Here is a 25,604-nt window from a genome sequence, read left to right on the forward strand (position 1 = left end):
AACAAAAATGCTGTTAAAGAATTTTTATAAAATAAATACCTTGGAGGTAGACGAAAAGAAGGTGATATCAACAATTACTATCAATAAAGACCATGAGGTGTTTAAAGGGCATTTTCCCGGAAATCCTGTAACACCGGGGGTTTGTATGATACAGATTATAAAGGAATTGATGGAAAAAGTATTGGAAAAAGAGTTGTTTATGGAATCGTCAAGTAACATAAAATTCATGGCGATAATAAATCCTGAAAAGACTCCCGATTTGGATCTGTTGATGGAGTTCAACAAAGTTGACAATGGCTATAAAGTGAAAAACACCACTAAGTTCAACGATACCGTAGCCTTGAAATTGAACGCAATTTTTGTGGAGAAAGAGCATGCGATAGTATAAAAGAAGAGAAAATCGGAATATGCAATTTTTATCAATAGTATTGACCATGATCAGTTTTTTGGGGCAACCCGATGTGGATGCGATCAGAAAAGCGTATAAAGCAGCGGGACATGACGATGCCAAGATTGCCTATTTCAATAGTTTGGTCAAGGATATAACTGTAGAAAACGAAAATGCCACTTTGGTGGCCTATAAAGGCGCTGCCATAACTCTGCAAGCTAAAGTCGCCAAAAAACTGAAAGAAAAGAAGACTTTGTTTATAGAAGGTGTAAATTATATAGAAAAAGCGATTGCAACTAATCCAAACAATATCGAGGCAAGGTTTATAAGGTTGGGAATTCAGGAAAATACCCCGAAAATGCTGAAGTATAAAGGTAATATAGAAGAAGATAAAGCTTTTGTTCTTGAACATTACAACGAAATCGAGTCTCCTTTATTAAAAGAAGATATAAAAGCATATATTATACAATCTAAAATATTTGATAAAGAGGAGAAAGAGTTGCTAAACTAATTAGCTGTTACTAAACTAACTAAATAAGTTTTTTTGAAACAAGACCCTAAACATAATGAAGCTTTTCAGTTATGTGTATTGATACCTACCTACAATAATGAGAAAACCTTAAGAGGCGTTATTGAAGGGGTACTGGAATACACAAAGGACGTCATTGTGGTAAATGATGGTTCTACCGATGGAACCACAGAGATATTAAAGGAATATACCGAGCGTATTGAAATACTTCATATTGAGAAGAACAAAGGCAAAGGGAATGCATTGCGCTGGGGCTTTAACCATGCCCGGGCATTAGGCTATCAATATGCCATTACCATCGATTCAGATGGGCAGCATTTTCCATCAGACATCCCTGTTTTTATGGAAGAGTTGAAAAAAACTGAGGATAAAAACCTCTTGCTTATAGGTGCCAGGAATATGGATCAGGACGGAATTCCGGGAAAAAGCAGTTTTGGCAATAAGTTCTCTAATTTTTGGTACTGGTTCGAAACAGGCTTCCAACTCGAAGATACCCAGTCGGGATTTCGGTTATATCCGTTAAAAGAACTGGAAGACCTTCATTTTCACACCACCAAATTTGAGTTTGAAATCGAAGTTATTGTCAAAGCAGCGTGGAACGGTACAACCGTAAAAAATGTACCGATACAAATACATTACGACCAAGAGGATAGGGTTTCCCATTTCAGGCCGTTTAAAGATTTTACACGAATAAGTATTCTGAATACCTGGTTTGTATTCCTCACAATTTTTTATATAAAACCGCGGGATTTGTATAGAAAACTAAAAAAAAAGGGCGTTAAGCGGTTTTTTATAGAAGACTTTTTACACCATTACGATTCTCCCAAGAAAAAAGCACTTTCCATGGCATTGGGAATTTTTATAGGACTATCGCCATTTTGGGGCTTTCATTCTGTAATCGTTATTTTACTTGCCATTTTTTTTAAACTGAATAAAGTAATTGCCTTTACTTTTTCCAATATAAGTTTACCCCCATTCATCCCTTTTGTAGTATTGGCAAGTTTGTATACAGGAAATTTTATCTTGGGGGAAGAATCAACATTTTCGGCAAGTGAACTCAGTTACAGCTTTCAGGCGTTAAGACATATCAAGGCCTATATCATAGGGAGTTTTTCATTGGCTGTTATAGCATCAGCATGTGTTGGGGCAGTTGGGTTTGTATTGTTCTCTTTTTTTGACAGGAAAAAAATCGCATTGAACGGTGGTTAGATTCTTCTTCAGCATATATCAAACTTTCGCTTCAAAAAAGCTGCTTGCTTTTGGGATAATGGCAGTGTTGTTCCTGTCACTGGGATGGCTGGCTTCAAAAATTCAATTTGAAGAAGATATTACCAAACTCATTCCGGCAAATGATGAAACCAAGCAGGCACAAAAAGTTTTACAGCATGTAAACTTTGCCGATAAGATCATCATAAACATATCGAGGGAAGACAATGGTAGTGTTAGTGATCTTACTCAGTACACCAGTGAATATATAGACAGCATCAATAAAAACGCTTCCGCTTATATTGAACATATACAGGGGAGGGTTGGGAACGAAGATATTTTTGAAACCACCGATTTTGCCTATGAGAACTTACCCATATTGCTCGATGAAGAAGATTATGATATTATAGCGAACAAGATAGATAGTGATAGCGTAGCAGCAATAACCCAACAGAATTACAAAACCTTGATAAGTCCCTCCGGGGTCATTGCCAAGGAAATGATTTTAAAAGATCCGCTCAGTCTCTCTTTTTTGGCGTTAAACAAACTGCGAAAACTCAGCTTTGGTGAAGACTTTGTCTTAAAAGACGGTTTTTTGGTCACTAAAGATGAAAAACACATTCTTTTGTTTATTGCCCCGGCTTTTTCAACAAGTGAAACCGAACAAAATGCAAAATTAATAGCCCATCTCGACCAAACGCACCAAAAGTTAAATAAAAAATATAAAGGCAAAGTCAGTGGTGAATATTTTGGGGCTACTCCGGTAGCGGTTGCCAACGCCAAACAAATAAAAAACGATATACAGTTTACCGTAGGCATTGCGATTACCATACTGCTTATCGCTTTTATGTTTTTTTACAGAAAGCTGCTTATTCCGCTTATTTTATTCACGCCTACTGTTTTTGGCGCCTTGTTGGCGATTGTTTTCCTTTATATGACCCGGGGGACGATCTCCGCAATATCATTGGGGATCGGCTCTATTTTATTGGGAGTAACGTTGGATTATTCACTGCATATCCTTACCCATATCAGAAATGGTAACAACCCGAAAAAATTGTATAAAGAGATTACCTGGCCGGTATTGATGAGTAGCCTTACTACCGCATTGGCATTTCTCTGTTTGTTGTTTTTAAGGTCGCAAGCACTGCAAGACCTCGGCATTTTTGCAGCGGTGAGCGTGTTGGGAGCTTCCGTTTTTGCATTACTTTTTATTCCGCAGGTGTATAAGAAAAGGGTTAAAAAAAGAGTTAAAAATACAAGTATAGATGCCATTGCTGCCTATCCATTCCATAAAAACAAATGGATATTTATGGGGGTTGGAGCACTTATATTGATCGGTTTATTTACCTACAACAAGGTGAGGTTTAATAACGATTTATCAACACTGAATTATGAACCGGAGAGTCTAAAAGCAGCCGAAAAAAGACTTAACGAACTCACCAATATTTCTGCCAAATCGATTTATCTTGTCGCTTATGCTGATAATGAAGAAGCGGCTTTAGAAGTAAATGATTCAATCTACAACAAGCTTCAAGGATTAAAAGAAGCTAGCGAAATCATAGATTACAGTTCCATAGGAGCTTTGATCCCTTCTGAAAAAGAACAAGAACGAAAGATCGGGCTGTGGAATTCCTTTTGGGATGAGCAGACTAAGAGATCGCTTAAAGAGAATTTAATAAATAGTAGTGAAGAATTAGGGTTTAAAGAGAATACTTTTTCAGCGTTCTATTCCTTATTGAATAAAGATTTTTATCCGGTTAAAAGCGACGAATTTTCTAAGCTAAGCACCTTTTTAATTGAAGATTATATCAGTGTTGGGGGTGATTTTGTGACCGTATCCACAGTGGTGCAAGTAAACAACAATAATCTTGAACAAGTAAAAAATGCTTTTGCGGAAAGTCCGGGAGTGCTGATCGTGGACAGAAAAGAGATGAACGAAACACTATTGGGTAATTTAAAAACAGACTTTAATAGTTTGATTAAGTATTCTTTGCTCGTTGTACTGTTGATTTTGTTTATTTTCTTTAGAAGTTTTTCCCTCACCTTTGTCACAGTTATGCCGATTGTGCTTACATGGGTGTTGACCATTGGTGTTATGGGCTTGCTGGGGATAGAATTCAACATCTTCAATATTATTATTTCCACATTTATATTTGGTCTGGGCGTAGATTATAGCATTTTTATCACCAATGGTTTGCTTACTGAATACCGAACAGGGGGAAAAGCACTTCCCACCTTCAAAACCTCTATCATTTTGTCTGTGATAACAACTGTTTTAGGAGTAGGGGTATTGATTTTTGCAAAGCATCCCGCTTTATATTCCATTTCTGTAGTGTGCATTATTGGGATTTTCAGTGCGATGCTGCTTTCATTTACTATTCAGCCTGTATTGTTTAAATACTTTATAGGTGACAATAAAAACGAGCCCATGCCCCTAAGGCCATTTTTCCATTCTGTTTTTTCGTTTGGGTATTTTGGTCTTGGCGGATTCCTGCTTTCGGTGCTGAGTATCACGGTCATAAAAATATTGCCGATCAGCAAAAAGCTGAAAATGTCTTGGTTCCATAAAACAGTTTCCAAGGTGATGAAGTCCGTTTTGTACACCAATGGGTTTGTAAAAAAGGAAGTCATCAACCCGAATAATGAAACTTTTAGTAAGCAGTCGATCATCATAGCCAACCACACTTCGTTTTTGGATATTTTAGCGATTGGGATGCTGTATCCGAAAATGATCTTCTTGGTAAACGATTGGGTGTATAATTCCCCGGTGTTTGGAAAAGCTGTTCAATTGGCCGGGTTTTATCCGGTATCCGACGGAATCGAAAACGGATTGTCCCATTTGCAAAAAAAGGTAGATCAAGGCTATACGCTGATGGCATTCCCCGAAGGAACGCGTTCTGCTTCAAATAAAATTAAGCGTTTTCATAAAGGCGCTTTCTTTTTGGCTGAAAAATTTAAGCTCGATATAATTCCTGTGCTTATCCACGGAAATTCTGAAGTGCTGCCCAAAGGAAGTTTTGTTATCAAAGATGGAAATATTAGCTTGAAAATATTAGATCGAATTGCGGCAGATGATAACCGGTTTGGAGAAACCTACTCAAAAAGAGCTAAACAAATAGGAAGGTATTTCAGGGAAAAATTCAGAAATTTCAGAAACGAGAAAGAGACAAGTACATATTTTCATAGGCTAATCAAAGAAGCATATCGTTATAAGGGAAGAGATGTTTATAAAGAAGTGAAATATGATATTGAAAAGAATAAAGAAACGTATTTTAAAATAATAAGGACTATAGGGGAGAAAGATGTGATCGTTCACTGGTCTCGGGGACATGGCCAACTGGACTATCTCATCTCTTTGGATGCTATCAATAGGAAAATAATCACCTATTTAAACTGTGAAACATCTCAAAATATTTTAAGGAACAGTTATATGACCCAAGGGGATCATAAAATTGAAGTGGTTGATAGTATAGCTGAAACAGAAAATTATAAAGCCGATGTGTTGTTGATCGATTATGATGTGGATGAAGCCTATAGCGAAGCTATTTTCAGCAAGGTTTCCACTGTGGTTTTATGCGGTACGGCCCGATCGATTTCCGGTGTTGTTGAACGCCAAGGCAGCTTTAACAAAACACATCAATCAGAAGAGATTATTATATTTAAAAAAGATTAAATGAGTTCAATAATAGAAGATTATGCAAAACCAATATGATGTAGTTATTATCGGTAGTGGATTAGGAGGGTTAGCCTCAGCTGTTATATTGGCAAAAGAGGGCTATAAGGTCTGTGTTTTGGAAAAAAATAATCAGTATGGAGGGAATTTACAGACCTTTGTACGCGATAAAACCATCTTTGATACCGGTGTACATTATATAGGCGGATTAAGTAAAGGGCAAAACCTGCATCATTATTTTAGTTATTTAGGCATCATGGATGACCTCAATCTAAAGAAATTGGATGAAGACGGTTTTGATATCATTACTTTTGAAGGTGATGACAAGGAATACAAACACGCTCAGGGATATGATAACTTTATCCGTACCTTGTCCGATCAATTTCCCGGAGAGGAAGAAAACATAAAAACCTATTGTAGTAAACTCAAGGAGATGTGCGCCAATTTCCCTTTGTATGGTTTAAACGCAGGAAAAGCTTATTACGATAGTACGGAGATTTTTCAAACACAAGCAAAATCGTGTATAGATTCCATTACGGAGAATAAAAAATTGAGGGGCGTATTGGCAGGAACCAACTTTTTGTATGCCGGGGATAGCGATCGCACACCCTTTTATGTCCACGCCCTGTCTGTGAATTCTTATATTGAAAGCGCTTACAGATGTGTTAATGGGGGAAGTCAGATCTCCAAAAAATTAATCCGAAGGTTAAAAGAATACGGCGGTGAAGCCTATAAACATCAGGAAGTTGTAAAGTTCGAATTTGAAGATGGCAAAGTGTCGTCTGTAAAAACCAAAAAAGGCGATGAGATCAAGGGTGATATCTTTATTTCGAATATAGAGCCTAAGTTAACCCTAAAACTTATAGGGGAAGAAAAATTCAGAAAATCCTATGTGAAGAGGATTAAGGATATAGAAAACACAATTGCAGCCTTCAGCATATATTTGGTGTTAAAACCCGGAACGTTTAAGTATAGAAATAAAAATTACTACCATTTTAAAAGTGCCGACAATATTTGGAACACGCAGGATTATACTGAAGAGAGTTGGCCGGAAGGCTATATGATTTCCATGGGGGTAAAAAAAGGCATGGGAGAGTGGGCAGACAGCCTTACAGCAATGACCTATATGAACTATGATGAGGTAAAACCATGGGAAGACACATACAACACAGTCAATAATAAAAACGACAGAGGACAGACATACGAAGAGTTTAAAGCGGAAAAAGCTGCGGTTTTTATTAGTGAAATAGAAAAAAAATTCCCGGAGATACGGGATTGTATTCATACGGTATACACATCAACTCCGCTGTCTTATCGGGATTATATCGGGAGTAACAGAGGGTCTATGTACGGTTATGTGAAGGATGTAGAGAACCCAATGAAATCTTTTGTTTCACCAAAGACAAAAATCAAAAACTTGTTGTTTACAGGACAGAGTTTGAATATGCATGGTATTTTGGGAGTTACCATAAGCGCCGTTATCACCTGTTCTGAAATTGTGGGAAGAGATTATCTTGTAAACAAAATATTAGAAAACCAACAAGCTCCGTACGAACATCAGGATTGAATCCATTTTAAATAATAAAATCAATACAAAAAACATGTAAATAAAGTCGATATGGGACAGTTTAAAACTATACCGGTTGAAAGTGTAAATAGTATTACCAAAGAAGATTTTATAAAAAGTTATTACAAGCCGCAACGACCGGTTTTAATTAAAGGGTTTTCAAAAGATTGGCCCGCTTATAAAAAATGGAATTTGGATTATATCCAGAGGATAGCCGGGGATCAAATTGTACCTTTATATGACAGTAAGCCAACCAAAGGACGGAAAAACACCTCTACACCGGCAAAGAAAATGAAGCTGTATGATTATATTGAGATTTTGAAAACACAGCCTACAGATTTAAGGATGTTTTTTTATAATGTGCTTCAAAAAATGCCTGAGCTTACCAAAGACTTCACCTATCCTGATGTAGGAATGAAATTCTTTAAGAAACTCCCGGTGATGTTCTTTGGAGGAAAGGGTTCAAAAGTGTTGGCACATTATGATATGGATCTGGCCGATTTGATGCACTTCCATTTTCACGGGACAAAAAGCATCACTTTATTTGCTCCCGATCAGACTAAATATTTATACAAAGTACCATTTGCAATTCATGGTCTGGAAGAGATCGACATGGATAATCCTGACTTTGGTAAATACCCGACATTAAAACACGTTGAAGGGATACAAGTTAATATGGAACATGGCGATGCCCTTTATATGCCAAGCGGGTATTGGCATTATATAAAATATCTGGACGGAGGTTTCTCTATGACATTAAGAGCGTTTACCAGAAAACCGAAAGGAGTTGCCACGATGATCTACAATGTTTTTATTGCGAGGCATTTTGACAATTTCATGCGCTGGGCAATGGGCAATAAATGGGTAAACTACAAAGAAGAAAGAATGGTTGAAAAGGTAAATAAAAAGTACAAGAAACAGTATCAGGATGCATAGAAAGCATCGTATATATATTTTTGTTTTAGGTTGGACAGTATTGTTGTTGACCTCTTGTGGCATCAAGAAATCGATAAACGACCACCCGGATGTCAGCATGTACAATGCCGATATTCCGAAGAAAAAAACCGTAAATGATTCCACTTTTGTTGCAGGTGATAACTTCATTACAAAAAACAGTCAAGGGCTATGGGAATTGTATGTAGAGGGTGATCCCTTGCAAAGAGGAATGCTCACCGGAAGCCTATCGCAGGACTTATTTCATTATCAGGAAAAAGTGTTTTTGTCCAAAGTAGAGGAGTTGGTACCTTCAAAATTCAAACAATCTTTACTGCGGAAATTCCTCGCGTGGTATAATAGAAAGATGTATCTGCATATCCCCGAAGAATACAAAACCGAAATATATGGCTTGTCACGTTATGCTTCTTCGGAATTCAACCATATCGCATCGCCGTATTTAAGGGTGCTTTACCTTCACGGAGCACATGATATTGGTCATGCGTTACAGGACTTAGCGCTTGTAGGATGCACATCGTTTGCAGCCTGGGGGAATAAAACAGAAGATGGGAGCTTGATCATAGGGCGTAATTTTGACTTCTATGCCGGTGACGATTTTGCCAAAGAAAAAATAGTTGCTTTTATCAACCCGACAGAAGGTCATAAATTTATGTCCGTTACCTGGGGAGGTATGATAGGTGTGGTTTCGGGAATGAATGAAAAAGGACTTACGGTAACGATCAATGCAGGAAAATCGGATATCCCCTTGGTCGCCAAAACCCCGATATCTATAGTCACACGGGAAATATTGCAATATGCAGAGAATATTGAAGAGGCCATAGCCATTGCAAAAAAGAGAAAGGTCTTTGTTTCTGAATCCATATTCGTGGGGAGTGCTGCAGATAAAAAAGCAATTCTTATTGAAGTATCACCTGATAATTTTGGGGTGTATGAAGTTGAGAATACCAACACTTTGATCTGTTCAAATCACTTTCAAAGTAATGCTTATAAAAATGATAAGAACAATCAGGAGCGCATTCTGGAAAGTCACTCCAAATACCGTTTTGACCGTATGACGGAATTGCTCGATGAACATCCAGAAGTCACTCCTGAAATAGCTGTTGACATCCTTAGGAATAAAGATGGATTGAACGATAAAAAAATAGGCTACGGAAACGAAAGGGCATTAAATCAGCTTTTGGCACACCACGCTATTGTGTTCAAGCCGGAACAACGTTTGGTCTGGGTGTCAACCAATCCCTATCAGTTAGGGGCTTTTGTTACATTCGATCTCAATAAAGTGTTTGATGATGAAGAACCGAAAAAAGATTTTGTACTCAATGAAGAAGAATTACGCATTAAAAAAGATACTTTTCTTTATACGCAAGCCTATAAGGATTATGAGAAATATCGGGTGATGAAGCGTGATATTCAAAAAAAGATAAACGATAACGGAGATATATCCCCACAAACCATTCGGGATTTTATCAATAGTAATTCGTATAATTGGGAAGTATATTCAATAATAGGAACATATTATTATCAAAAAAAATACTATTTGGCTGCCCTGGAAGCTTTTCAAGAGGCTGCGAAGTTGGAAATAACCACGGTACCCGATAAGGAATATGTAGAAAAATATATAGAAAAATCAAAAAGGAAGATAAGCAGATGATCCCCTCGATAGAAAAAGCATCGGCAGTAGAGATAAAAAAGTTCCAGGAAGAAAAACTGAGGGAACAACTGGCATATTTGGCAGCAAATTCACCGTTTTATCAGCAACATTTTAAAACACATCACGTGGACATTGCTGAAATCCAAACCCTGGAAGACCTTGTTCAAATACCACCAACGGTCAAAGAAGACCTTCAAGAACACAACGACGACTTTTTATGCGTTCCTAAACATGAAATCATCGATTATGTAACAACCTCCGGTACGCTGGGAGATCCCGTTACTTTTGCATTGACCGACAAAGATTTGGAGAGGTTGGCCTATAATGAAGCCCTGTCTTTTGCCTGCGCCGGTGTGGGAAAACAGGATGTTTTACAATTGATGACGACCATAGACAGGCGTTTTATGGCCGGATTGGCCTATTTTTTAGGTGCGAGAAAGTTGGAAGCGGGAATTATCAGGGTAGGACCGGGGATTCCCGAACTGCAATGGGATTCCATTTTGAAATTCAAGCCCACATATTTGATCGCCATTCCTTCTTTCTTATTAAAACTGATGGCCTATGCTGAGCAAAACAACATAGACATCAACAATAGTGGAATAAAAGGAGTAATCTGCATCGGGGAACCACTTAGGGATCATGACCTTTCCCTGAATACGCTTGGTAAAAAAATCAAATCAAAGTGGGATATCAACCTTTATTCTACCTACGCATCTACCGAGATGAGTACTGCTTTTACCGAATGTGAAATGCAACAAGGAGGCCACCATCATCCCGAACTGATTATTGCTGAAATACTGGACGACAATAACCGACCGGTTCCCAAAGGGGAAGCAGGGGAGCTCACGATAACAACTCTAGGCGTGGAAGGAATGCCTTTATTGCGTTTTAAAACCGGGGATATTGTTCAAGCCTATACCGAGCCATGTTCCTGTGGTAGAAATACCATGCGTTTAGGTCCTATTATCGGAAGAAAAAAGCAAATGATAAAATATAAGGGGACCACACTATATCCTCCTGTCTTGGATAATGTACTAAATGATTTTTCTGAAATACAGAGCTATGTCATAGAGATTGACCACAATTCTTATGGCATTGACGAAATATGCATTAAAATAAGCGCTTCAGACACTTCGGAACGGTTGATGAAGAAGATAAGGGATCATTTTAGAACTAAAATCAGGGTGTTGCCTTTAATCGAATTCCACGATTTTGAAAGCATTCAGAAATTGAAATTCCCCAAGATGAGCAGGAAGCCTATAACTGTGATCGATCATAGAAGAGGGGGTTAACCCAAGGCATAGGAGTTGTAAAATGAAAACCAAAGAGTCTTTTACTTAGAATTCACCCTCTAGTTTAATGAAAAAAGGGTGAATTCTATCATTTTTTCTTTCTTCTTTTCACATTTATTTCATGTTTACGAACGGAGTTCTCTGTAGAGCCGTTCCAAGTATTCCCAGAGTAGCTTGATTCTCGTAGGGTATACCTGATGTAGGTACCTTTTATGAATGAGGGATTTATGATTTTATATTGTTGATGAAAAACCGGATAAACATGAAGTGTAGTATGTTTGTAACCCTCTTTTTAAGATCTTTTTAAGATATTTTCTCCAACTTTACAATGGGTAGATCGTTAAATATGAATTTATGATAGCTTGTTTGTAAGTTAATTTTGTATTAATAATAAGCTTTTAGTGGTTTAAAAGAATGCAAGAGCAATAAAAAAGAAATATAAATTGACGCAAAACACAGATTATAAGAAATCGTGTAGAGCATCTTAAATTCCATGATGATCAATCAGGCCAAAGTAATAATACTATGATATGTATATGATGAAAACGCAAGCCCTGCAATTTTATTGTACGAGGCATACTTCCCGGTTTGACATACATAAAGAGAAAAGGTTTAAAATAAAACATATCTATGATTTTGTAAAGGACTATTCAATGGGCTGGTTCCCAAAAATAAGGCTGTATGTAACTTTTTGTAACAGTTTCAACCGTTTGCTGCAATCTGTTATCGAGGGATTTTATCCCGAAGAATACAGTCAAGAAATAAGTTTATCGGATCCTATACCCATTATAAGCTGTAGCGGAAAGAGAAAAGCCAGTGTGGCATGGCAGAGATTACCGACAAAAGTTTCTCTATGCCACTAAAAACCTATGGAATTTTGGAGTAAAAATACATGCCCTGAGCCGGTATATAAAAGGGAGATACCTTATCCTGAATGTATTGTCATCGGCATAGCCTCAGAAAATGATTTGAATATTATCAAAGAAAATTGGGACAGGGAAATATCAAAGTAATTCTTTAGGGACAAGATATTTCCTGTAACCCCGGTTTTTTTGAAGATATGTACCGTGAAGAAAATTCTATCATGTTTACCTCTTGTCAAGGAGACCAAAGAAAAGGCAGAGATGCTCAAACAGAGGGGGCAGGGTATATAAAGATGTGTATAGAGCCATGTAAAGAGTAAGGCAACCAATTCCCTTCTTTAATTGGATCAATGAAAAACACAGATGCAAAACGCAAGTAAGATCAAACCTACCAATGGACTAATGCCCCACATTTTTGAGAAGCTCACTGTTTGCTTTTTAAAATCTACCGTTAACCCTTAATTCGCATATGTAATTAAATATTTAAAGTATATAAGCCTACTTCTCATTATTCCCCCAAAAATATTATATACTTAATGAAAAGGGTATTTAGACAGAAACTAATTTAATAAACTGATATGGTAATTAGGGAATATTGATCAGATAGAGTTAAATAAATGCTTTTACAATATACATATATCAAAATGCTCTGTATTGTCTTTCCAATTATAGGGATCGGACAAGAGTATAAAAAGAGTCAAATGGATGCCCTATTAAATTATAAAATAGAATCGTCCAGACTGGGTAGCAAATATGAAGAGGTCTTGGTCTTGAATATTGAATTGGTCAAAGCAGCAGAAGAACTGTACTATCATAAAGGAATCATTTTGGAATACCTACAGATCGGAGGTCTTTTATATGAATCTGGGCGGCAAGAAGGAGAAATGTATGAATACCTTGTAAAATATTCATGGTTCATTGAAGGTATGAGTAAAAGAACAGAGAAAAAAGGGGATGTTAATATAAGTCAATTCTCAAAACAACAGAACGAGAAGTACCAAAAAGTTGTACCCTTGTTAAATTATGTCCCCTGGGCAATGGTGATTTTATGTATGATGATCCTCTTCTTTGTGTCAATACACTACGAAAAAAAAAGGAAGGAGAGTAAGCGATTAATACTTGAAAAGGATATGATGATCCGACAAAAAGAAATGGAGAGTAATGAACTTCGGAAAAAACTCAATGCTGCATTTAAAGAAGTCGTGTCATTAGCAAAAGACAATGATCCTTCCTTTTTGGCACGTTTCCAGGAAGTATATCCAGAAGTGTGTACAAAACTATTGACTATAAATCCCAAGCTGGTGAATACTGAACTGAGCTTATGTGCCATGATTTGGCTTAATTTTTCTTCCAAAGAGATAGCACAATACACATTTGTACAACCTAAAACGGTACAGATAAAGAAATACCGTCTTCGAAAAAAACTCGGTATTCCGTCTGATGAAAATCTTTATTCATGGATAAGGAGTTAGTAATCCTGTTTATGCAGTAAAAAACTTGTAAAAAACGAAATGTAGTATATATGTAACCTATATTTTCTGGCTTTTTTAAAGTATTTTCTTCAAATTGATAAGGTAAATCTGGTTAAAATTTTCATAATAATAATAACCTAGCTCCAGAGATCATAAAGTTACGTTTATAATCTGTATGGAGTATTGACTTCCCCACCCCCTTTGGTTATATCGTGAATAATGAAGTAAGTGAAACTTTATCAATGACGGATCAGGAATACAAATAGATTTTGAATATTCAAATTGTGAATGGATAAATTATTAAGCATCTCTAAAATTAAGTACATATGAAAAGAATACTTTTACTCTTGATTTTTAATTTTTGTGTTTATGGATTGTATTCTCAGGTAGGTATTGGAACACCAATGCCGGATAATTCGACACAGTTGGATGTTGTTGCTTCTGATAAAGGAATCCTAATCCCACGGGTAGCTTTAACAAGTAGTGCTGACGCTACAACTATAGTAAATGAGAATATAAACAGTCTTTTGGTATTTAACACTGCTACTGTTGCGGATATTTCTCCTGGCTATTATTATTGGTATGAAGACAAGTGGCTTCGGATTATAAATTCTGAAGATGCGGGGGGAGGGAACCTTCCGGACAACGTCATGGTTTTTAATCCCATAACCAATGAGTTCACCTATATTGATGAGAATGGCAATACACAGGTTGTCACTACTGAGGAGATTGTCCAGAGCAATGAAACATTGACCCCCTTGATAGGCAATGCAGATGGTATTTATACCTATACCGATGAAGAAGGAACTAAAACAATAGTGGATATCCCTGCCAGTGTCAAGGAGAACATCCAGAATGGAGGAGATATCTATAACGAGATCCTTAATACGATCACGACCAACAGTGATGCTTTGGTGGATAATGGCGACGGCACGTTCACGCACACGGCGGCCGATGGCACAGTAGTGACCTTCGACGCTAACACGACCACTGTAACGGACAACGGCGACGGTACCTATACCGTTACCAATGCTGATGGCACGACTATTACGGTAGATACTAATGCCGATACCAGCACATATGACAATACGGGTTCAGGTTTAACAGCCACCAATGTGCAGGACGCTTTGGATGAGATCGCTGCTACTGCCGGGATCATTTCCCCTTTGGTAGACAATGGTGACGGAACCGTAACTTATACCGATGAGGACGGTGTAGCTACTACAGTAGACTTTGCTACAATGATCGATACGTTTGAAACCCTAACAACCATTGTTGACAATGGTGATGGTACGTTCACATACACAGATGAAGACGGCAACCCCACAACCATCGACATCGCTAACTTAGAAACCTTAACTACCTTAGTAGACAACGGTGATGGAACCGTAACCTATACCGATGAAGATGGTGTAGCCACAACAGTAGATTTTGCTACGATGATCGATATGTTCGAAACGTTGACAACCATCGTTGACAATGGCGACGGTACGTTTACCTACACAGATGAAGACGGTAACCCAACAATTATTGATGTTGCCAACTTAGAAACCCTAACAAGTATGGTACAGGACGATGCCACAGGCGTAATTACCTATACCGATGAAGATGCAGTCACAAGTACAGCAGAAGTGGTAAGTGCCGATGCCGATAACTTGGTACAAGTAGGAACCGATGGCGGCTCCTTTATAGATGCAACAGCCCTAACAGAACCTTGGTTTGATCAGGCCACCGATACTGAAGCCACGCAAAACACCCAAAACATTTACCAAACCGGTAATGTAGCTGTGCAAAAGATTGATAATTATGCAGGCACGGCATTGGATGTTGAAGGTGCGGTACGTGGTGGTACCAATCAGGCTGGAACAGTTGGAGTCAATTCTGTTGCCTTTGGTGATGGCAATACAGCTTCTGGGGTAAACGCTGCAGCATTTGGAACCGGAAACATTGCTTCTGGAGATAATTCGGTAGCAATGGGTGCAGGACAAGGCACTGACATTGTGGGGAACCTTTTAAATAATGAAGCCGCAGGGGCCTATTCTATGGTAATGGGACAAGGAAACACTTTATGGGGGACAGGTTCTGCTGTATTTGGAAACGGGAATCAAATTGGAACTGCATTGAATGAAGGCAACTGGAGCTTGGTAGCTGGGCTTAGAAATGAAGCCAATACCAGCAGGACTTTTATCTTAGGGATGGATAACACAGTTAACCAACACCCTATGGGGCTTTTCGATGTCTATATATTTGGTGTAAGAAACATAGTTAATGGAGCAAATAGTTATTTAATAGGTAAGGATTTAGAAACCACGGGTGCTTCACAAATGGCTATTGGACAGTATAATGCAATAAGAACAAGCGGTGATCCTAGACCTCCCGGTGAAGTACCAGCATTAACAGAACCGGTATTTCAGGTAGGGGTTGGTAGAAATACCGTGAGTTATGAAAATGCTATGACTATCTTATATAATAGCCATACAGGAATAGGAATTGCCGGTACAGAAGCCGCGGCCAGCCCAACTGAAATGTTGGATATTGGTTCAGAAGGCGTACGTATCCGTGATATCAATACGGCACCGTATGCAGGCGATACCGCTACCGATAACGTGGTGGTAGCCGATGCCAATGGCGTACTAAAAACCGTAGCAGTAGGCGATGTAGGCAACACCTCCACAGTAACACAAGTGGTTACAACAGGCAACACCGTAGCCACACACGATGACGGTACAGGTACAACTACCGATATTTTAGAAACCATAACCACATTGGTCGACAATACCGACGGAACCTTTACCTATACCAATGAGGACAACACGCCGGTAACCTTTGATGCCAATGCCGACTTACGTCTTATGAATCCGGGAGGCCTTCTTACTATAAGTCATATTACAGAAGATGCAGGAGTAGGCAGTAATGGAACTGATGCCGGTGGCAACAGAAATATTTTAATAGGAACCAATACCGGGCAAAGTCACGATGGTACTGCCAATGACAATATCGCCATAGGGCATAATGCAGGAAGCAGCAATGTAAGTTCCAACTTTAGTGTTGCCATAGGTACCGGGGCACTTCAAGCAAATACAGCAACGTACAATACCGCTGTAGGGTTTTCTGCGTTAAACGATAATATAGATGGTAGTCAAAATACAGCCATAGGGGGTCTTACAATGAGGTTTGGCACTACCGGAATAGGAAGTACAGCCATAGGGATGAGAGCTATGGATAATCATATAGGAAATGACAACGTGGCAGTGGGTAGGAATGTGTTGCGTGCAGGGACAAATTTTAATAATTCAACGGCTGTTGGTGCAGCAGCGCTTTATGAATTAAACACCGGAGAACGAAATACAGCATTGGGTCATAATGCGGGACGTTTTATAACAACAGGAAATGATAACGTATTTCTTGGACAGAGTGCAGGATCTACTATGACCAGTGGGGACAACAACATTTTTGTAGGGCAGAGTGTGCAGCCAAATGTGTCTTTAACGGGAAGCAACCAATTAAACATTGGCAACTGGATTTATGGCGATAACGGGCTAATTGGTATAGGCACTGCCGCAGCAGTTCCAACCGAGCGCCTGGATGTGTCCAATGGTAATGTACGTATACGCGATATCAACACTAATACAGGAGCCTCAACCGATAATGTAGTAGTGGCCGATGCTACCGGCGTATTAAAAACCGTAGCGGTGGGCGATGTAGGCAACACCTCAACAGTGACTCAAGTAGTTACAACAGGTAATACCCTAGCCACACACGATGACGGTACAGGTGCAACTACTGATATTTTGGAAACCGTAACGACTTTAGGAATAGCAACAGGGGAGTTAACTTATGCAAATGAAGATGGTTCAAACGCTAATGTAGCCTTAATTTCAGCAGACGCCAACAACGGTATTACGGCAGGAACCGATGGTGCCTTGTTTATGGATGTAGCTGCTGAAGAGACCAATACAACCTTGGGCATTGCGGCAGGTGAGTTGACATACGCCAATGAAGATGCTGATAATGCGAATGTAAATCTAATTTCAACAGATGCAAATAACAATATCACAGCGGGAACCGATGGTGCGCTGTATGTAGATGTGTCTGCTGAAGAGACGGTAACGACTTTAGGGATTGCAGCTGGTGAGCTAGCGTATGCTAACGAAGATGGCACTAATGCCAATGTAGCCTTGATTTCAACAGATGCCAACAACGGCATTACTGCCGGAACGGATGGCGCTTTGTTTATGGATGTAGCTGCTGAAGAGACCAATACAACCTTGGGCATTGCTGCAGGTGAGTTGACATACGCCAATGAAGATGCTGATAATGCAAATGTAAACCTAATTTCAACTGATGCTGATAATGACATTACAGCAGGTACAGACGATGCACTGTTTGTAGATGTGTCTGCTGAGGAAACCGTAACGACTTTAGGAATTGCGGCAGGTGAATTAGCGTATGCTAACGAAGACGGTACTAATGCCAATGTAGCCTTAATTTCAACAGACGCCAACAACGGCATTACTGCCGGAACGGATGGCGCCTTGTTTGCAGATGTGTCAGCTTTAGAGCCTTGGTTTGGTGCCGATGATAATTTAGCTGCTACTGATAATACCGAAGATATCTATCATTTTGGTTATGTAGGTATTGGCACCGAAGCGCCCGATAGAGCGCTGTTGATTGAAAATGACAATATCAATGATTCCAAGGATGATATTATGATTAGAACATATAGTGGCGCTTCCAACGTCACACCCTCTATAAATTTGAGAAGAGCTGCGGGAACGGCAGCTACACCGACAGATCTTGTTGCTGGAAATACTATTGGTGCTTTGTCTTTCACTGCCCATTCCAATGGAGGGTTTGGTGCATTTCATCAAACCGGTTTAAGAGCTACCTATAGAGGGGATGGTACAACTGGTGAGACAGAGCTGGAGCTCCGGACCTCTGATACCGGTCAAATGTTTATTTACGAAGACGGTAATATCAATTTTACCCAGTACCCCAACACCCGTGACGATAGCGGAACGACAGCTGTAGATAACCTACTGTATACAGACGCTCTGGGGAATGTACTTTCTGCACCTGCGGCAAGTGTGGTGGCTGAGCCTTGGTTCGACCAGGCTAATATTGGTAGTCCGGCAACAGCTAATACCCAGGATATTTACCAAATGGGGATGGTAGGTATTGGTACGGATGATATGTTGGGTACCGCAAATCCAGATGTAGTACTGGCTATTAACGGATCGATGTTAACCACATCATCTATCTATGCCGATTATGTATTTGAAGATTACTTTGAAGGAGCTTCAAAACTTAATGTCAATTATTCCTTTAAATCTTTAAAAGAAATAGAGCAGTTTATAAACGAAAACCATCACTTACCGGGCATTACAAAAATTGATGCTTTGGCTAAGAACGAAAAAGGTGATTATGTAATCAATCCATCAGAGCTTTCGGTACAGGTGCTGGAAAAAGTGGAAGAACTCTATTTACATACTATTGAACAACAGAAACTACTGGAAGCAAAAGATAAAAAGATACAAGGCCTTGAAACACGCTTGGAACGCTTAGAAAAGCTCTTGCTAGGGGATAAAAATTAAAATCTAATAACAACAATCTTAAAATTAAAAATTATGGAATTTATTTGGTTTATAGTAATAGGAGGCGTTGCTGGTTGGTTGGCTGGCCTACTCTTTAAAGGAAGCGGTTTTGGCATCCTAGGTAATATTATAGTAGGTATTCTGGGAGGATTTGTCGGCGGATGGTTGGCAGGACTCTTAGAAATTAATTTTGGAGGATTGCTTGGGCAACTGTTGGTAGCCGCGGGGGGCGCTATTGTATTACTATGGGTAGTATCGTTGTTTAAAAGAAAGTAATGTGTCGTTTAGAGACAAAATGATGTAATTAAGAGAACATATTGTATCAAATAACAAAACGCAATAAGTAAATACACAACTTGAGTTTAGTTGTAACATGATTTAAAAAGAAATTTGGAATTATGACCACAGTAAACGTATGTCTTACTTTTAATGGTAATTGCAAGGAAGCTTTCGATTTTTGTCGGTCGGTGTTTAACGGTGAGTTTTCTTATGTTGAGGAACCTTATCAAGGAGCAAAAGAACAATAGTATTGTTATGATCGATACCATTGATTCAGGGAAAGTAGGTGCATAATAAACAATGAAAAATTTCAATTTAGTTAATAAAATAAAAAATTATGGCTATTGTAATAAGAAATATATGCTTGTTGACCCTTCTTCTTTTTGGGGGGCAAGCCCTTTTTGCTCAGCACACAGGTATTAATACCCAAACGCCAGATGACTCTTCTATACTAGAAGTAGTAGCGACTGATAAGGGAATGCTTATTCCTAGAGTCGATTTAACCTCTATTACATTAGATTTAGATGGAATGGCGGGACAGGCTGAAAGTTTATTGGTGTATAATATCGGAAGCACATTAGCTTCAGGTTTTTATTATTGGGATGGTGTACAATGGAAGAAATTAGACAGTTCTGAACAAGTTGACCCTGAAATAGACGAACTATTGTGCAATCAAGCGACATTAGATCCATCTACTTTTACTGCAGGAGTTGCCTATACAGGAATTATGAAGGTTCCTTATACTGGGGGCAATGGAGGGAATTACGGAGAAGGAGATTGGATTGCCTCTACCGGGAATACCGGACTACAGGTCAGGTTAAAACCCGGAACTCTGGAGTATGGCAATGGCTTTTTGGTATATGATGTAGAGGGGACGCCGGTCTCAGATTCTCCTTCCGGAGCCAGTTTCGATCTGGAATTCGGAACCAGTAACCCACAATCCTGTACGGCAACTGTCGGAGAAACAGAAGTCGCTAATATAGGTGAAATAGCTACGTTGGGGCCTCTTATAGCAACCTCTGAGGATGGCGTAGATGGTTTCCACAGGGTATTGACATCCCAGGATGGGAAATTTTCCGTGAGAGTCTTTGTTCCACCGGGCACTATCCTGGCAAATGCAGATCTCCAGCTTCGAAGTAATGACGGTGCCAAGACCATTATGTGGAACGGGCATGTCAGCTATCAGGGAGGCAATCTCGGCACGGCAAGTAATGCCTTCTCTTTGCCGGTGGAAGGACAATGGTATGGGAACGTCGGACTTCAGGGAGATGGTGAAGTATGGGTAGGAGCTGATGCGGGAGCGGCCTGGGGAGATCCTGATGTCTATTTTGTCGCTCCGGAACAACGTACCTATATGTGGACTTCCACAGATATTGCCGATAGAACAATGTATGTATTAAAATTCATGATGGGAGCACCGAACTCAAATTTGGTTGCTGATGAAACAAATGCTGCCCAAACTAAAGCTTATTTACATATTCAACAGGTCACAGCTGCTGATTGAAACACTAAAGAAAGTGACAGTATCATTGATTATAAACAAAGAATTGGATTAGGTAGGTAGTGTTTTTTGGATTGGATTGACCCGGAGAATAAGGGCTTCGGGTCAACAATCCAAATTTAATAGAAAAGATGAATTAATGAAGTTTAGAAGAAAACAAATACAGTTTAGTATATGACAAAAGTTATTTTCACGATCGGATCTTTTCTGATGATGTTGGATGTTTTCGGACAGACAACAGGGATTAATACGCAAAACCCAACAGAAACACTCGATGTAAACGGAAATGTACGGGTACGCAACATTAGCGTGAATGTGGGGAACGGAACCATAGACCGAAGGGTAGTAGCCGATGCGGATGGAGTGTTAAAAACGTTAGACTCGGATGATTATACGTTTTTTCATTCGCAGTTGACCACAGATCAAACCCTGTCAAGTGATGCGCTTGCAAATACGATATTGTTTGACACCCCGATAGCAACTTCACCCTTTTATAGCTATAATAATGCTACGGGAATATTAACATTTAATACCCCGGGTTTATATCATGTAATGTTACAAGGTGGATTTACGGAATTTATAGCAGGGAATCATTTGCTTTTAGGGATACTTGACAATACCACAGGCCTGTATATTGGCAGAGGAAGCCATTGGGCGGCCGTGGATCGTTCCGGAGGTGTTGGGCAAATATTCAATTATATTACAATGATCAATGTTCCGGGTTCCGGTTTTCAGATACGTTGTATTGCTTACGCAAGTAATTCCGGAAATGGTGTGCTGTTGGCAAATGAGTCGGGAGCATCAGGGTCTGGTAATGTAACCAATATTACGATATACAAAACAAACTAGATTTTTAGTTGTGACAATTGAAAAGTAATAGTGATAAAATAGAATGGATTATGACAGGTGAAATCAAGGATATGATACTAACGATAGCTACAATAGGACTTTTTTTAGTCACATTGAATGTTTTCGGACAAAATTCGGGGATCAATACCACAGACCCGAAAGCAACCTTGAATATAGAGCCATCTAACAAAATTACACCGACAGGTGAAGACGGAGTGTTAATACCTACGGTAAATAATCTTCCATTAGAAGGGATAGTTACGGGACAGTTGATCTTTCTCAAAGACAATGCGGTGTTGGAAGATCAGTTTTATTATTGGGATGGTGTAGAATGGCTTCCGTTTGTCTCCAATACGGAGATGGGGCTTAATGAAAATGCATATGTTGCAACAGGTGTTGGCTATACGGGTACGGGCCTTTCACGGACATTGAACTTTTCTGAACTGGAAGCCTTTGATCCTACCGGATTTAGCGTGACCGGCAATGCCTTCACTGTTGGAAGAACGGGAAAATACCTGCTTATTTTTAATAATAATGTAAAAAGGTCGGGGGGGACTACACCGATAAGCCAGGCCAACTTCCTCTATAGTATTTTAAAGAACGGGGTTACTATTAGTAGTCCGGACATGACCGTTACATCCTCGGTTCCTAATGAATTGCCTTCGGCAACGAGCTCGGCATTAAGTGGTATAGTGGACTTAAATCAGGGAGATGTCTTAACGGCAACCATATTAAAAAGTAATGAATCTCCCAATTCGTATCAGGCCTATGGGGTGAATAGTATAACACTTTTGTTTTTACACGATTAACTCAAAAGATAATAACATGAGAAATTTAGTTGTATGCCTTATCGTGTTTCTGGTTAGCCTGGACATAACGGGGCAAACCATAAAAACCGGGGTTGGCACTGATTTACCATTGGCTGTGCTCGATGTAAGGGCTATAGATCCGATCTCGCCGGACAATAGTACAGGCGTAAGCATACCAAAAGTGTTTAATTTTCCGGTGGTCGACCCGATAGTAGATCAAAACGGGATGCTTATTTTTTATGAAAAAGAACCACTGTCAACAGACACCAAGCTTGACGGTTTCTATTATTGGGACAATCCTGCGGGCAACTGGGAATATATCATGCAAAGCAAATCGATTAAGCTCGATTTTTCAAAGACCATTGCAATGGGCTCTGTTTTTGATAATACCATGGGAACGGGATCCGGCCCAGTAAAAACCTCATTCACGGAGATGGATAACCTCGATCCTGATTATTCTTTAAACAATGGGGATGTGATTGTTGGCAAAAGCGGGTTGCATTTGATCTATCTCACAGCAGGAGTGACCAAAAAACAGCGCCCCACGGATCCCCAGGAAAATATAGCGGAGAGTTTTACCTTGGAAATTTTGGTTAATGGGACCACTTTTTCTCCCAGTTTTGTGTCTATAGGAGCAAATCCGTCAACTTTGAATAATGAGAGGTCAACCACCTTTACGGTTTCTGCATTGGAAACATTATCCGCAGGGGATGCTTTATCGGTAGAAACAGCACGTTCCAGTGCTACATCCACAAATGAGGTGGAAGTTAGCTCCCCTTATACCCTGACTTTAATTTATCTGGAATAATAAAAATCAATTTATGATGACAACAAAATACGATATAAAACCAAAATTACTACTCTGGTTAATGTGCTTTTTATTTGGCAGTGTTTTGTACTCGCAAACAGAGTTGACAGGAGTTTTAACCTCAACCCCTATTACAACCCTGGATATCCGTGCTGTGGATGAGGTAAACCCGAGCAACGATACCGGGATTATTGTGCCAAGGGTAACTTCTTTAAACATAGGAGACCCCAAAGAAACAGGGCTGTTGGTATTTTATGAAACCAATGACAACGATAGGGGGTTTTACTGGTGGGACGGCACCGCATGGCAACCTTTTATATCTCTTAGAACCAAAACATCAAACATACCTGCTACCTATGCATCTTGTATGGCGGATTTTACAGAAGGTCCCATTACAGAAAATCTGGCTACTAGTGTCAGGACTCTGGAATTTGAATCATTGCAGTCCAATGATCCTTTAAATTATGAGCTCAATGCCAATGGTGAGCTTGTTGTAAAAAAGGCGGGAACCTATTTTATGATGGCAGTTGCATTTATCAGTAAAACATCTGGTGTAACAGCGAGGGATGCATTCGAGGTAAAAATACTTGTCAATGGAAATAACGCTTCCAATTCCAACTCCAGTTTTGACTTAGAGGGAGCCAGTGGTTTCCCCTCGGGAGGCCTGTTCACCAATATAGTTAATATTTCCGGGGCCTTAAAATTGGATGTCGATGACCGGTTGATCTTTCAGGTAAACCGGTATTACAGGGACACAGGGGGTGGAGATATTACCATTGAACCTAACAGTACAGTCCGTTCTAACATATTGTTAAGTCAGATAAACAATACATTGTAAAATAGGGAAGAGACTATGATGATAAAAGAGAGCATTTAGTTTATAAAAAATCACAAAAAATGAAGACAGTCATAAAAAAACGTATAACAGCTTTGATGGTCATAGGATCCTCCTGTTGTATTGGTGCGTATAGCCAAACCGTCAATACCGGGGAAATGACGATCCTGCCCGGGACCGAGGTCTCCACGGTAGGGGATTTTATAAATGAAACAAGCGGGGAGCTGGTCAACGATGGAGAGTTTTTTGTTTACCAGAGTTTCCACAATGATGGGGTGGTGGATTATGTGGAAGGCGGGCTGACGCGTTTTGAGGGTTTTGCGGGCGCTCAAATGTTTACGGGCACACAACGTAGCTATCTATACAATGCTTTGTTCGACAATGCAACTTCAGCCGTGCCATTTCAGCTTTACAGTGTTATGAGCGTGGCCAATGAAAGTATGTTTGAAACCGGTATTGTGGACAATGAGGATTATGGCGGGCTGTTCGTGTTTGAACAGGAGGGGTTCCATACCGGCACATCCGACGGTAGCCATGTAGATGGCTATGTGCTCAAGGAGGGCAGTACCGAATTTTTATACCCTATTGGGGACGGAGGGTTTTACCGGTTTGCGGGCATAACGGCACCCGAAACCGAAACCGATGGTTTTACGGGGAAGTATTTCTTGGTAAACCCGGACGGGCTTTACCCACTTGATCAAAAAGGGGAGGGAATAGAACTTATCGATACCGCCGAATACTGGACAGTAGATAGGGAGTTTGGGAATTCAGATGTCTTGTTAACGCTATCCTGGCGGGATGCCACCACCCCTTTTGAGATTACTGATGGTGCTCAGGAAGACAATATCCATATTGTGAGGTGGGACGCAGATAACGCCATTTGGACGGACGAGGGCGGTGTTGCCGATCTGGATAATCAAACCGTGACCACAGCGGTTTCCGGTTATGGCGTGTTTACCCTGGCGAGAGTGAACAGTGATTTACCCTGCGAGTTAGAGGTATACAATGCTGTATCGGCCAACGGTAATGGGGTGAACGATTATTTTAACCTATCGCTGCTCGGCGGTGATGTGGACACGAACTGTTTCCAAAACGTAGCGAACATTTCGGTTACCGTGTTCAACCGCTGGGGGGTTGAGGTTTATAAAGAGGACAATTACGGCAACGGGAACGTGTTCAGGGGCTATTCCGAAGGGCGTATGACCATAAACGAGGGGAAAAAACTGCCCACGGGGACATATTTCTACATTCTGGAGTTCGATTATGAAAATGCATCCGGCGCTCAACACTACAAAGATGCCGGCTATTTATACTTAACAACAGATGATCAATAA

The 25,604-nt window shown here is 39.7% G+C and carries 18 protein-coding genes; all 18 read left to right on the forward strand.

Features of this window, described 5'->3' with window-relative positions:
- Window positions 1–7: 7 nt before the first annotated feature.
- Entirely contained in the window at window positions 8–388 is a 381-nt protein-coding gene (locus OOZ15_RS00190) for an ApeI family dehydratase (protein WP_265953595.1), read from the forward strand.
- A gap of 19 nt (window positions 389–407) precedes the next feature.
- Window positions 408–899: a hypothetical protein gene (locus OOZ15_RS00195; protein ID WP_265953596.1), complete on the forward strand. Its 492-nt coding sequence runs from the start codon at window positions 408–410 to the stop codon at window positions 897–899.
- 33 nt (window positions 900–932) lie between these two features.
- A complete protein-coding gene (locus OOZ15_RS00200; RefSeq protein ID WP_265953598.1) occupies window positions 933–2,126 on the forward strand; it encodes a DUF2062 domain-containing protein in 1,194 nt (397 codons plus the stop codon).
- Window positions 2,119–5,796, forward strand: coding sequence for an MMPL family transporter (locus OOZ15_RS00205; RefSeq protein WP_265953599.1), 3,678 nt, complete (start codon window positions 2,119–2,121; stop codon window positions 5,794–5,796). The genes OOZ15_RS00200 and OOZ15_RS00205 overlap by 8 nt, the downstream gene beginning before the upstream one ends.
- A gap of 22 nt (window positions 5,797–5,818) precedes the next feature.
- A complete protein-coding gene (locus OOZ15_RS00210) occupies window positions 5,819–7,363 on the forward strand; it encodes a phytoene desaturase family protein (RefSeq protein ID WP_265953600.1) in 1,545 nt (514 codons plus the stop codon).
- Between the two features lie 51 nt (window positions 7,364–7,414).
- Window positions 7,415–8,299: a cupin-like domain-containing protein gene (locus OOZ15_RS00215; RefSeq protein ID WP_265953602.1), complete on the forward strand. Its 885-nt coding sequence runs from the start codon at window positions 7,415–7,417 to the stop codon at window positions 8,297–8,299.
- Complete coding sequence (locus OOZ15_RS00220) at window positions 8,292–9,968, forward strand: C45 family autoproteolytic acyltransferase/hydrolase (protein WP_265953604.1); 1,677 nt, start codon at window positions 8,292–8,294, stop codon at window positions 9,966–9,968. Before OOZ15_RS00215 ends, OOZ15_RS00220 begins: the two co-directional genes overlap by 8 nt.
- On the forward strand, window positions 9,965–11,260 hold the full coding sequence (flxY, locus tag OOZ15_RS00225) for a flexirubin biosynthesis putative acyl-CoA ligase FlxY (RefSeq protein WP_265953606.1): 1,296 nt from the start codon (window positions 9,965–9,967) through the stop codon (window positions 11,258–11,260). Before OOZ15_RS00220 ends, flxY begins: the two co-directional genes overlap by 4 nt.
- An 869-nt stretch (window positions 11,261–12,129) precedes the next feature.
- Window positions 12,130–12,273: a hypothetical protein gene (locus OOZ15_RS00230; RefSeq protein ID WP_265953608.1), complete on the forward strand. Its 144-nt coding sequence runs from the start codon at window positions 12,130–12,132 to the stop codon at window positions 12,271–12,273.
- 551 nt (window positions 12,274–12,824) lie between these two features.
- Window positions 12,825–13,595 carry a helix-turn-helix transcriptional regulator gene (locus OOZ15_RS00235; RefSeq protein ID WP_265953609.1) on the forward strand — a complete coding sequence of 257 codons (771 nt, stop codon included), beginning with the start codon at window positions 12,825–12,827 and terminating at the stop codon, window positions 13,593–13,595.
- 326 nt (window positions 13,596–13,921) lie between these two features.
- Window positions 13,922–19,189: a beta strand repeat-containing protein gene (locus tag OOZ15_RS00240; protein ID WP_265953610.1), complete on the forward strand. Its 5,268-nt coding sequence runs from the start codon at window positions 13,922–13,924 to the stop codon at window positions 19,187–19,189.
- A 33-nt stretch (window positions 19,190–19,222) separates the two neighbouring features.
- Window positions 19,223–19,465: a GlsB/YeaQ/YmgE family stress response membrane protein gene (locus OOZ15_RS00245; protein WP_265953611.1), complete on the forward strand. Its 243-nt coding sequence runs from the start codon at window positions 19,223–19,225 to the stop codon at window positions 19,463–19,465.
- Between the two features lie 340 nt (window positions 19,466–19,805).
- On the forward strand, window positions 19,806–20,972 hold the full coding sequence (locus OOZ15_RS00255; protein WP_265953612.1) for a hypothetical protein: 1,167 nt from the start codon (window positions 19,806–19,808) through the stop codon (window positions 20,970–20,972).
- 171 nt (window positions 20,973–21,143) lie between these two features.
- The gene (locus OOZ15_RS00260) at window positions 21,144–21,818 is read left to right on the forward strand and encodes a hypothetical protein (RefSeq protein WP_265953614.1); all 675 of its coding nucleotides are present in this window, start codon (window positions 21,144–21,146) and stop codon (window positions 21,816–21,818) included.
- Window positions 21,819–21,868: 50 nt separating this feature from the next.
- Entirely contained in the window at window positions 21,869–22,627 is a 759-nt protein-coding gene (locus tag OOZ15_RS00265; protein ID WP_265953616.1) for a hypothetical protein, read from the forward strand.
- Between the two features lie 16 nt (window positions 22,628–22,643).
- Window positions 22,644–23,435: a hypothetical protein gene (locus tag OOZ15_RS00270; RefSeq protein ID WP_265953617.1), complete on the forward strand. Its 792-nt coding sequence runs from the start codon at window positions 22,644–22,646 to the stop codon at window positions 23,433–23,435.
- 13 nt (window positions 23,436–23,448) lie between these two features.
- Window positions 23,449–24,273: a hypothetical protein gene (locus tag OOZ15_RS00275; protein ID WP_265953619.1), complete on the forward strand. Its 825-nt coding sequence runs from the start codon at window positions 23,449–23,451 to the stop codon at window positions 24,271–24,273.
- A gap of 59 nt (window positions 24,274–24,332) precedes the next feature.
- Window positions 24,333–25,604: a T9SS type B sorting domain-containing protein gene (locus OOZ15_RS00280; protein ID WP_265953620.1), complete on the forward strand. Its 1,272-nt coding sequence runs from the start codon at window positions 24,333–24,335 to the stop codon at window positions 25,602–25,604.

This window comes from Galbibacter kalidii (assembly GCF_026241135.1).
Taxonomy (GTDB): Bacteria; Bacteroidota; Bacteroidia; order Flavobacteriales; family Flavobacteriaceae; genus Galbibacter.

Coding starts and splice junctions, on each gene's coding strand:
- OOZ15_RS00265 (WP_265953616.1), top strand. CDS start 21,869: ATGACAGGTGAAATCAAGGATATGATACTAACGATAGCTACAATAGGA.
- OOZ15_RS00275 (WP_265953619.1), top strand. CDS start 23,449: ATGATGACAACAAAATACGATATAAAACCAAAATTACTACTCTGGTTA.
- OOZ15_RS00190 (WP_265953595.1), top strand. CDS start 8: ATGCTGTTAAAGAATTTTTATAAAATAAATACCTTGGAGGTAGACGAA.
- OOZ15_RS00235 (WP_265953609.1), top strand. CDS start 12,825: ATGGATGCCCTATTAAATTATAAAATAGAATCGTCCAGACTGGGTAGC.
- OOZ15_RS00220 (WP_265953604.1), top strand. CDS start 8,292: ATGCATAGAAAGCATCGTATATATATTTTTGTTTTAGGTTGGACAGTA.
- OOZ15_RS00245 (WP_265953611.1), top strand. CDS start 19,223: ATGGAATTTATTTGGTTTATAGTAATAGGAGGCGTTGCTGGTTGGTTG.
- OOZ15_RS00270 (WP_265953617.1), top strand. CDS start 22,644: ATGAGAAATTTAGTTGTATGCCTTATCGTGTTTCTGGTTAGCCTGGAC.
- OOZ15_RS00230 (WP_265953608.1), top strand. CDS start 12,130: ATGGAATTTTGGAGTAAAAATACATGCCCTGAGCCGGTATATAAAAGG.
- OOZ15_RS00215 (WP_265953602.1), top strand. CDS start 7,415: ATGGGACAGTTTAAAACTATACCGGTTGAAAGTGTAAATAGTATTACC.
- OOZ15_RS00240 (WP_265953610.1), top strand. CDS start 13,922: ATGAAAAGAATACTTTTACTCTTGATTTTTAATTTTTGTGTTTATGGA.
- flxY (WP_265953606.1), top strand. CDS start 9,965: ATGATCCCCTCGATAGAAAAAGCATCGGCAGTAGAGATAAAAAAGTTC.
- OOZ15_RS00255 (WP_265953612.1), top strand. CDS start 19,806: ATGGCTATTGTAATAAGAAATATATGCTTGTTGACCCTTCTTCTTTTT.
- OOZ15_RS00260 (WP_265953614.1), top strand. CDS start 21,144: ATGACAAAAGTTATTTTCACGATCGGATCTTTTCTGATGATGTTGGAT.
- OOZ15_RS00280 (WP_265953620.1), top strand. CDS start 24,333: ATGAAGACAGTCATAAAAAAACGTATAACAGCTTTGATGGTCATAGGA.
- OOZ15_RS00195 (WP_265953596.1), top strand. CDS start 408: ATGCAATTTTTATCAATAGTATTGACCATGATCAGTTTTTTGGGGCAA.
- OOZ15_RS00210 (WP_265953600.1), top strand. CDS start 5,819: ATGCAAAACCAATATGATGTAGTTATTATCGGTAGTGGATTAGGAGGG.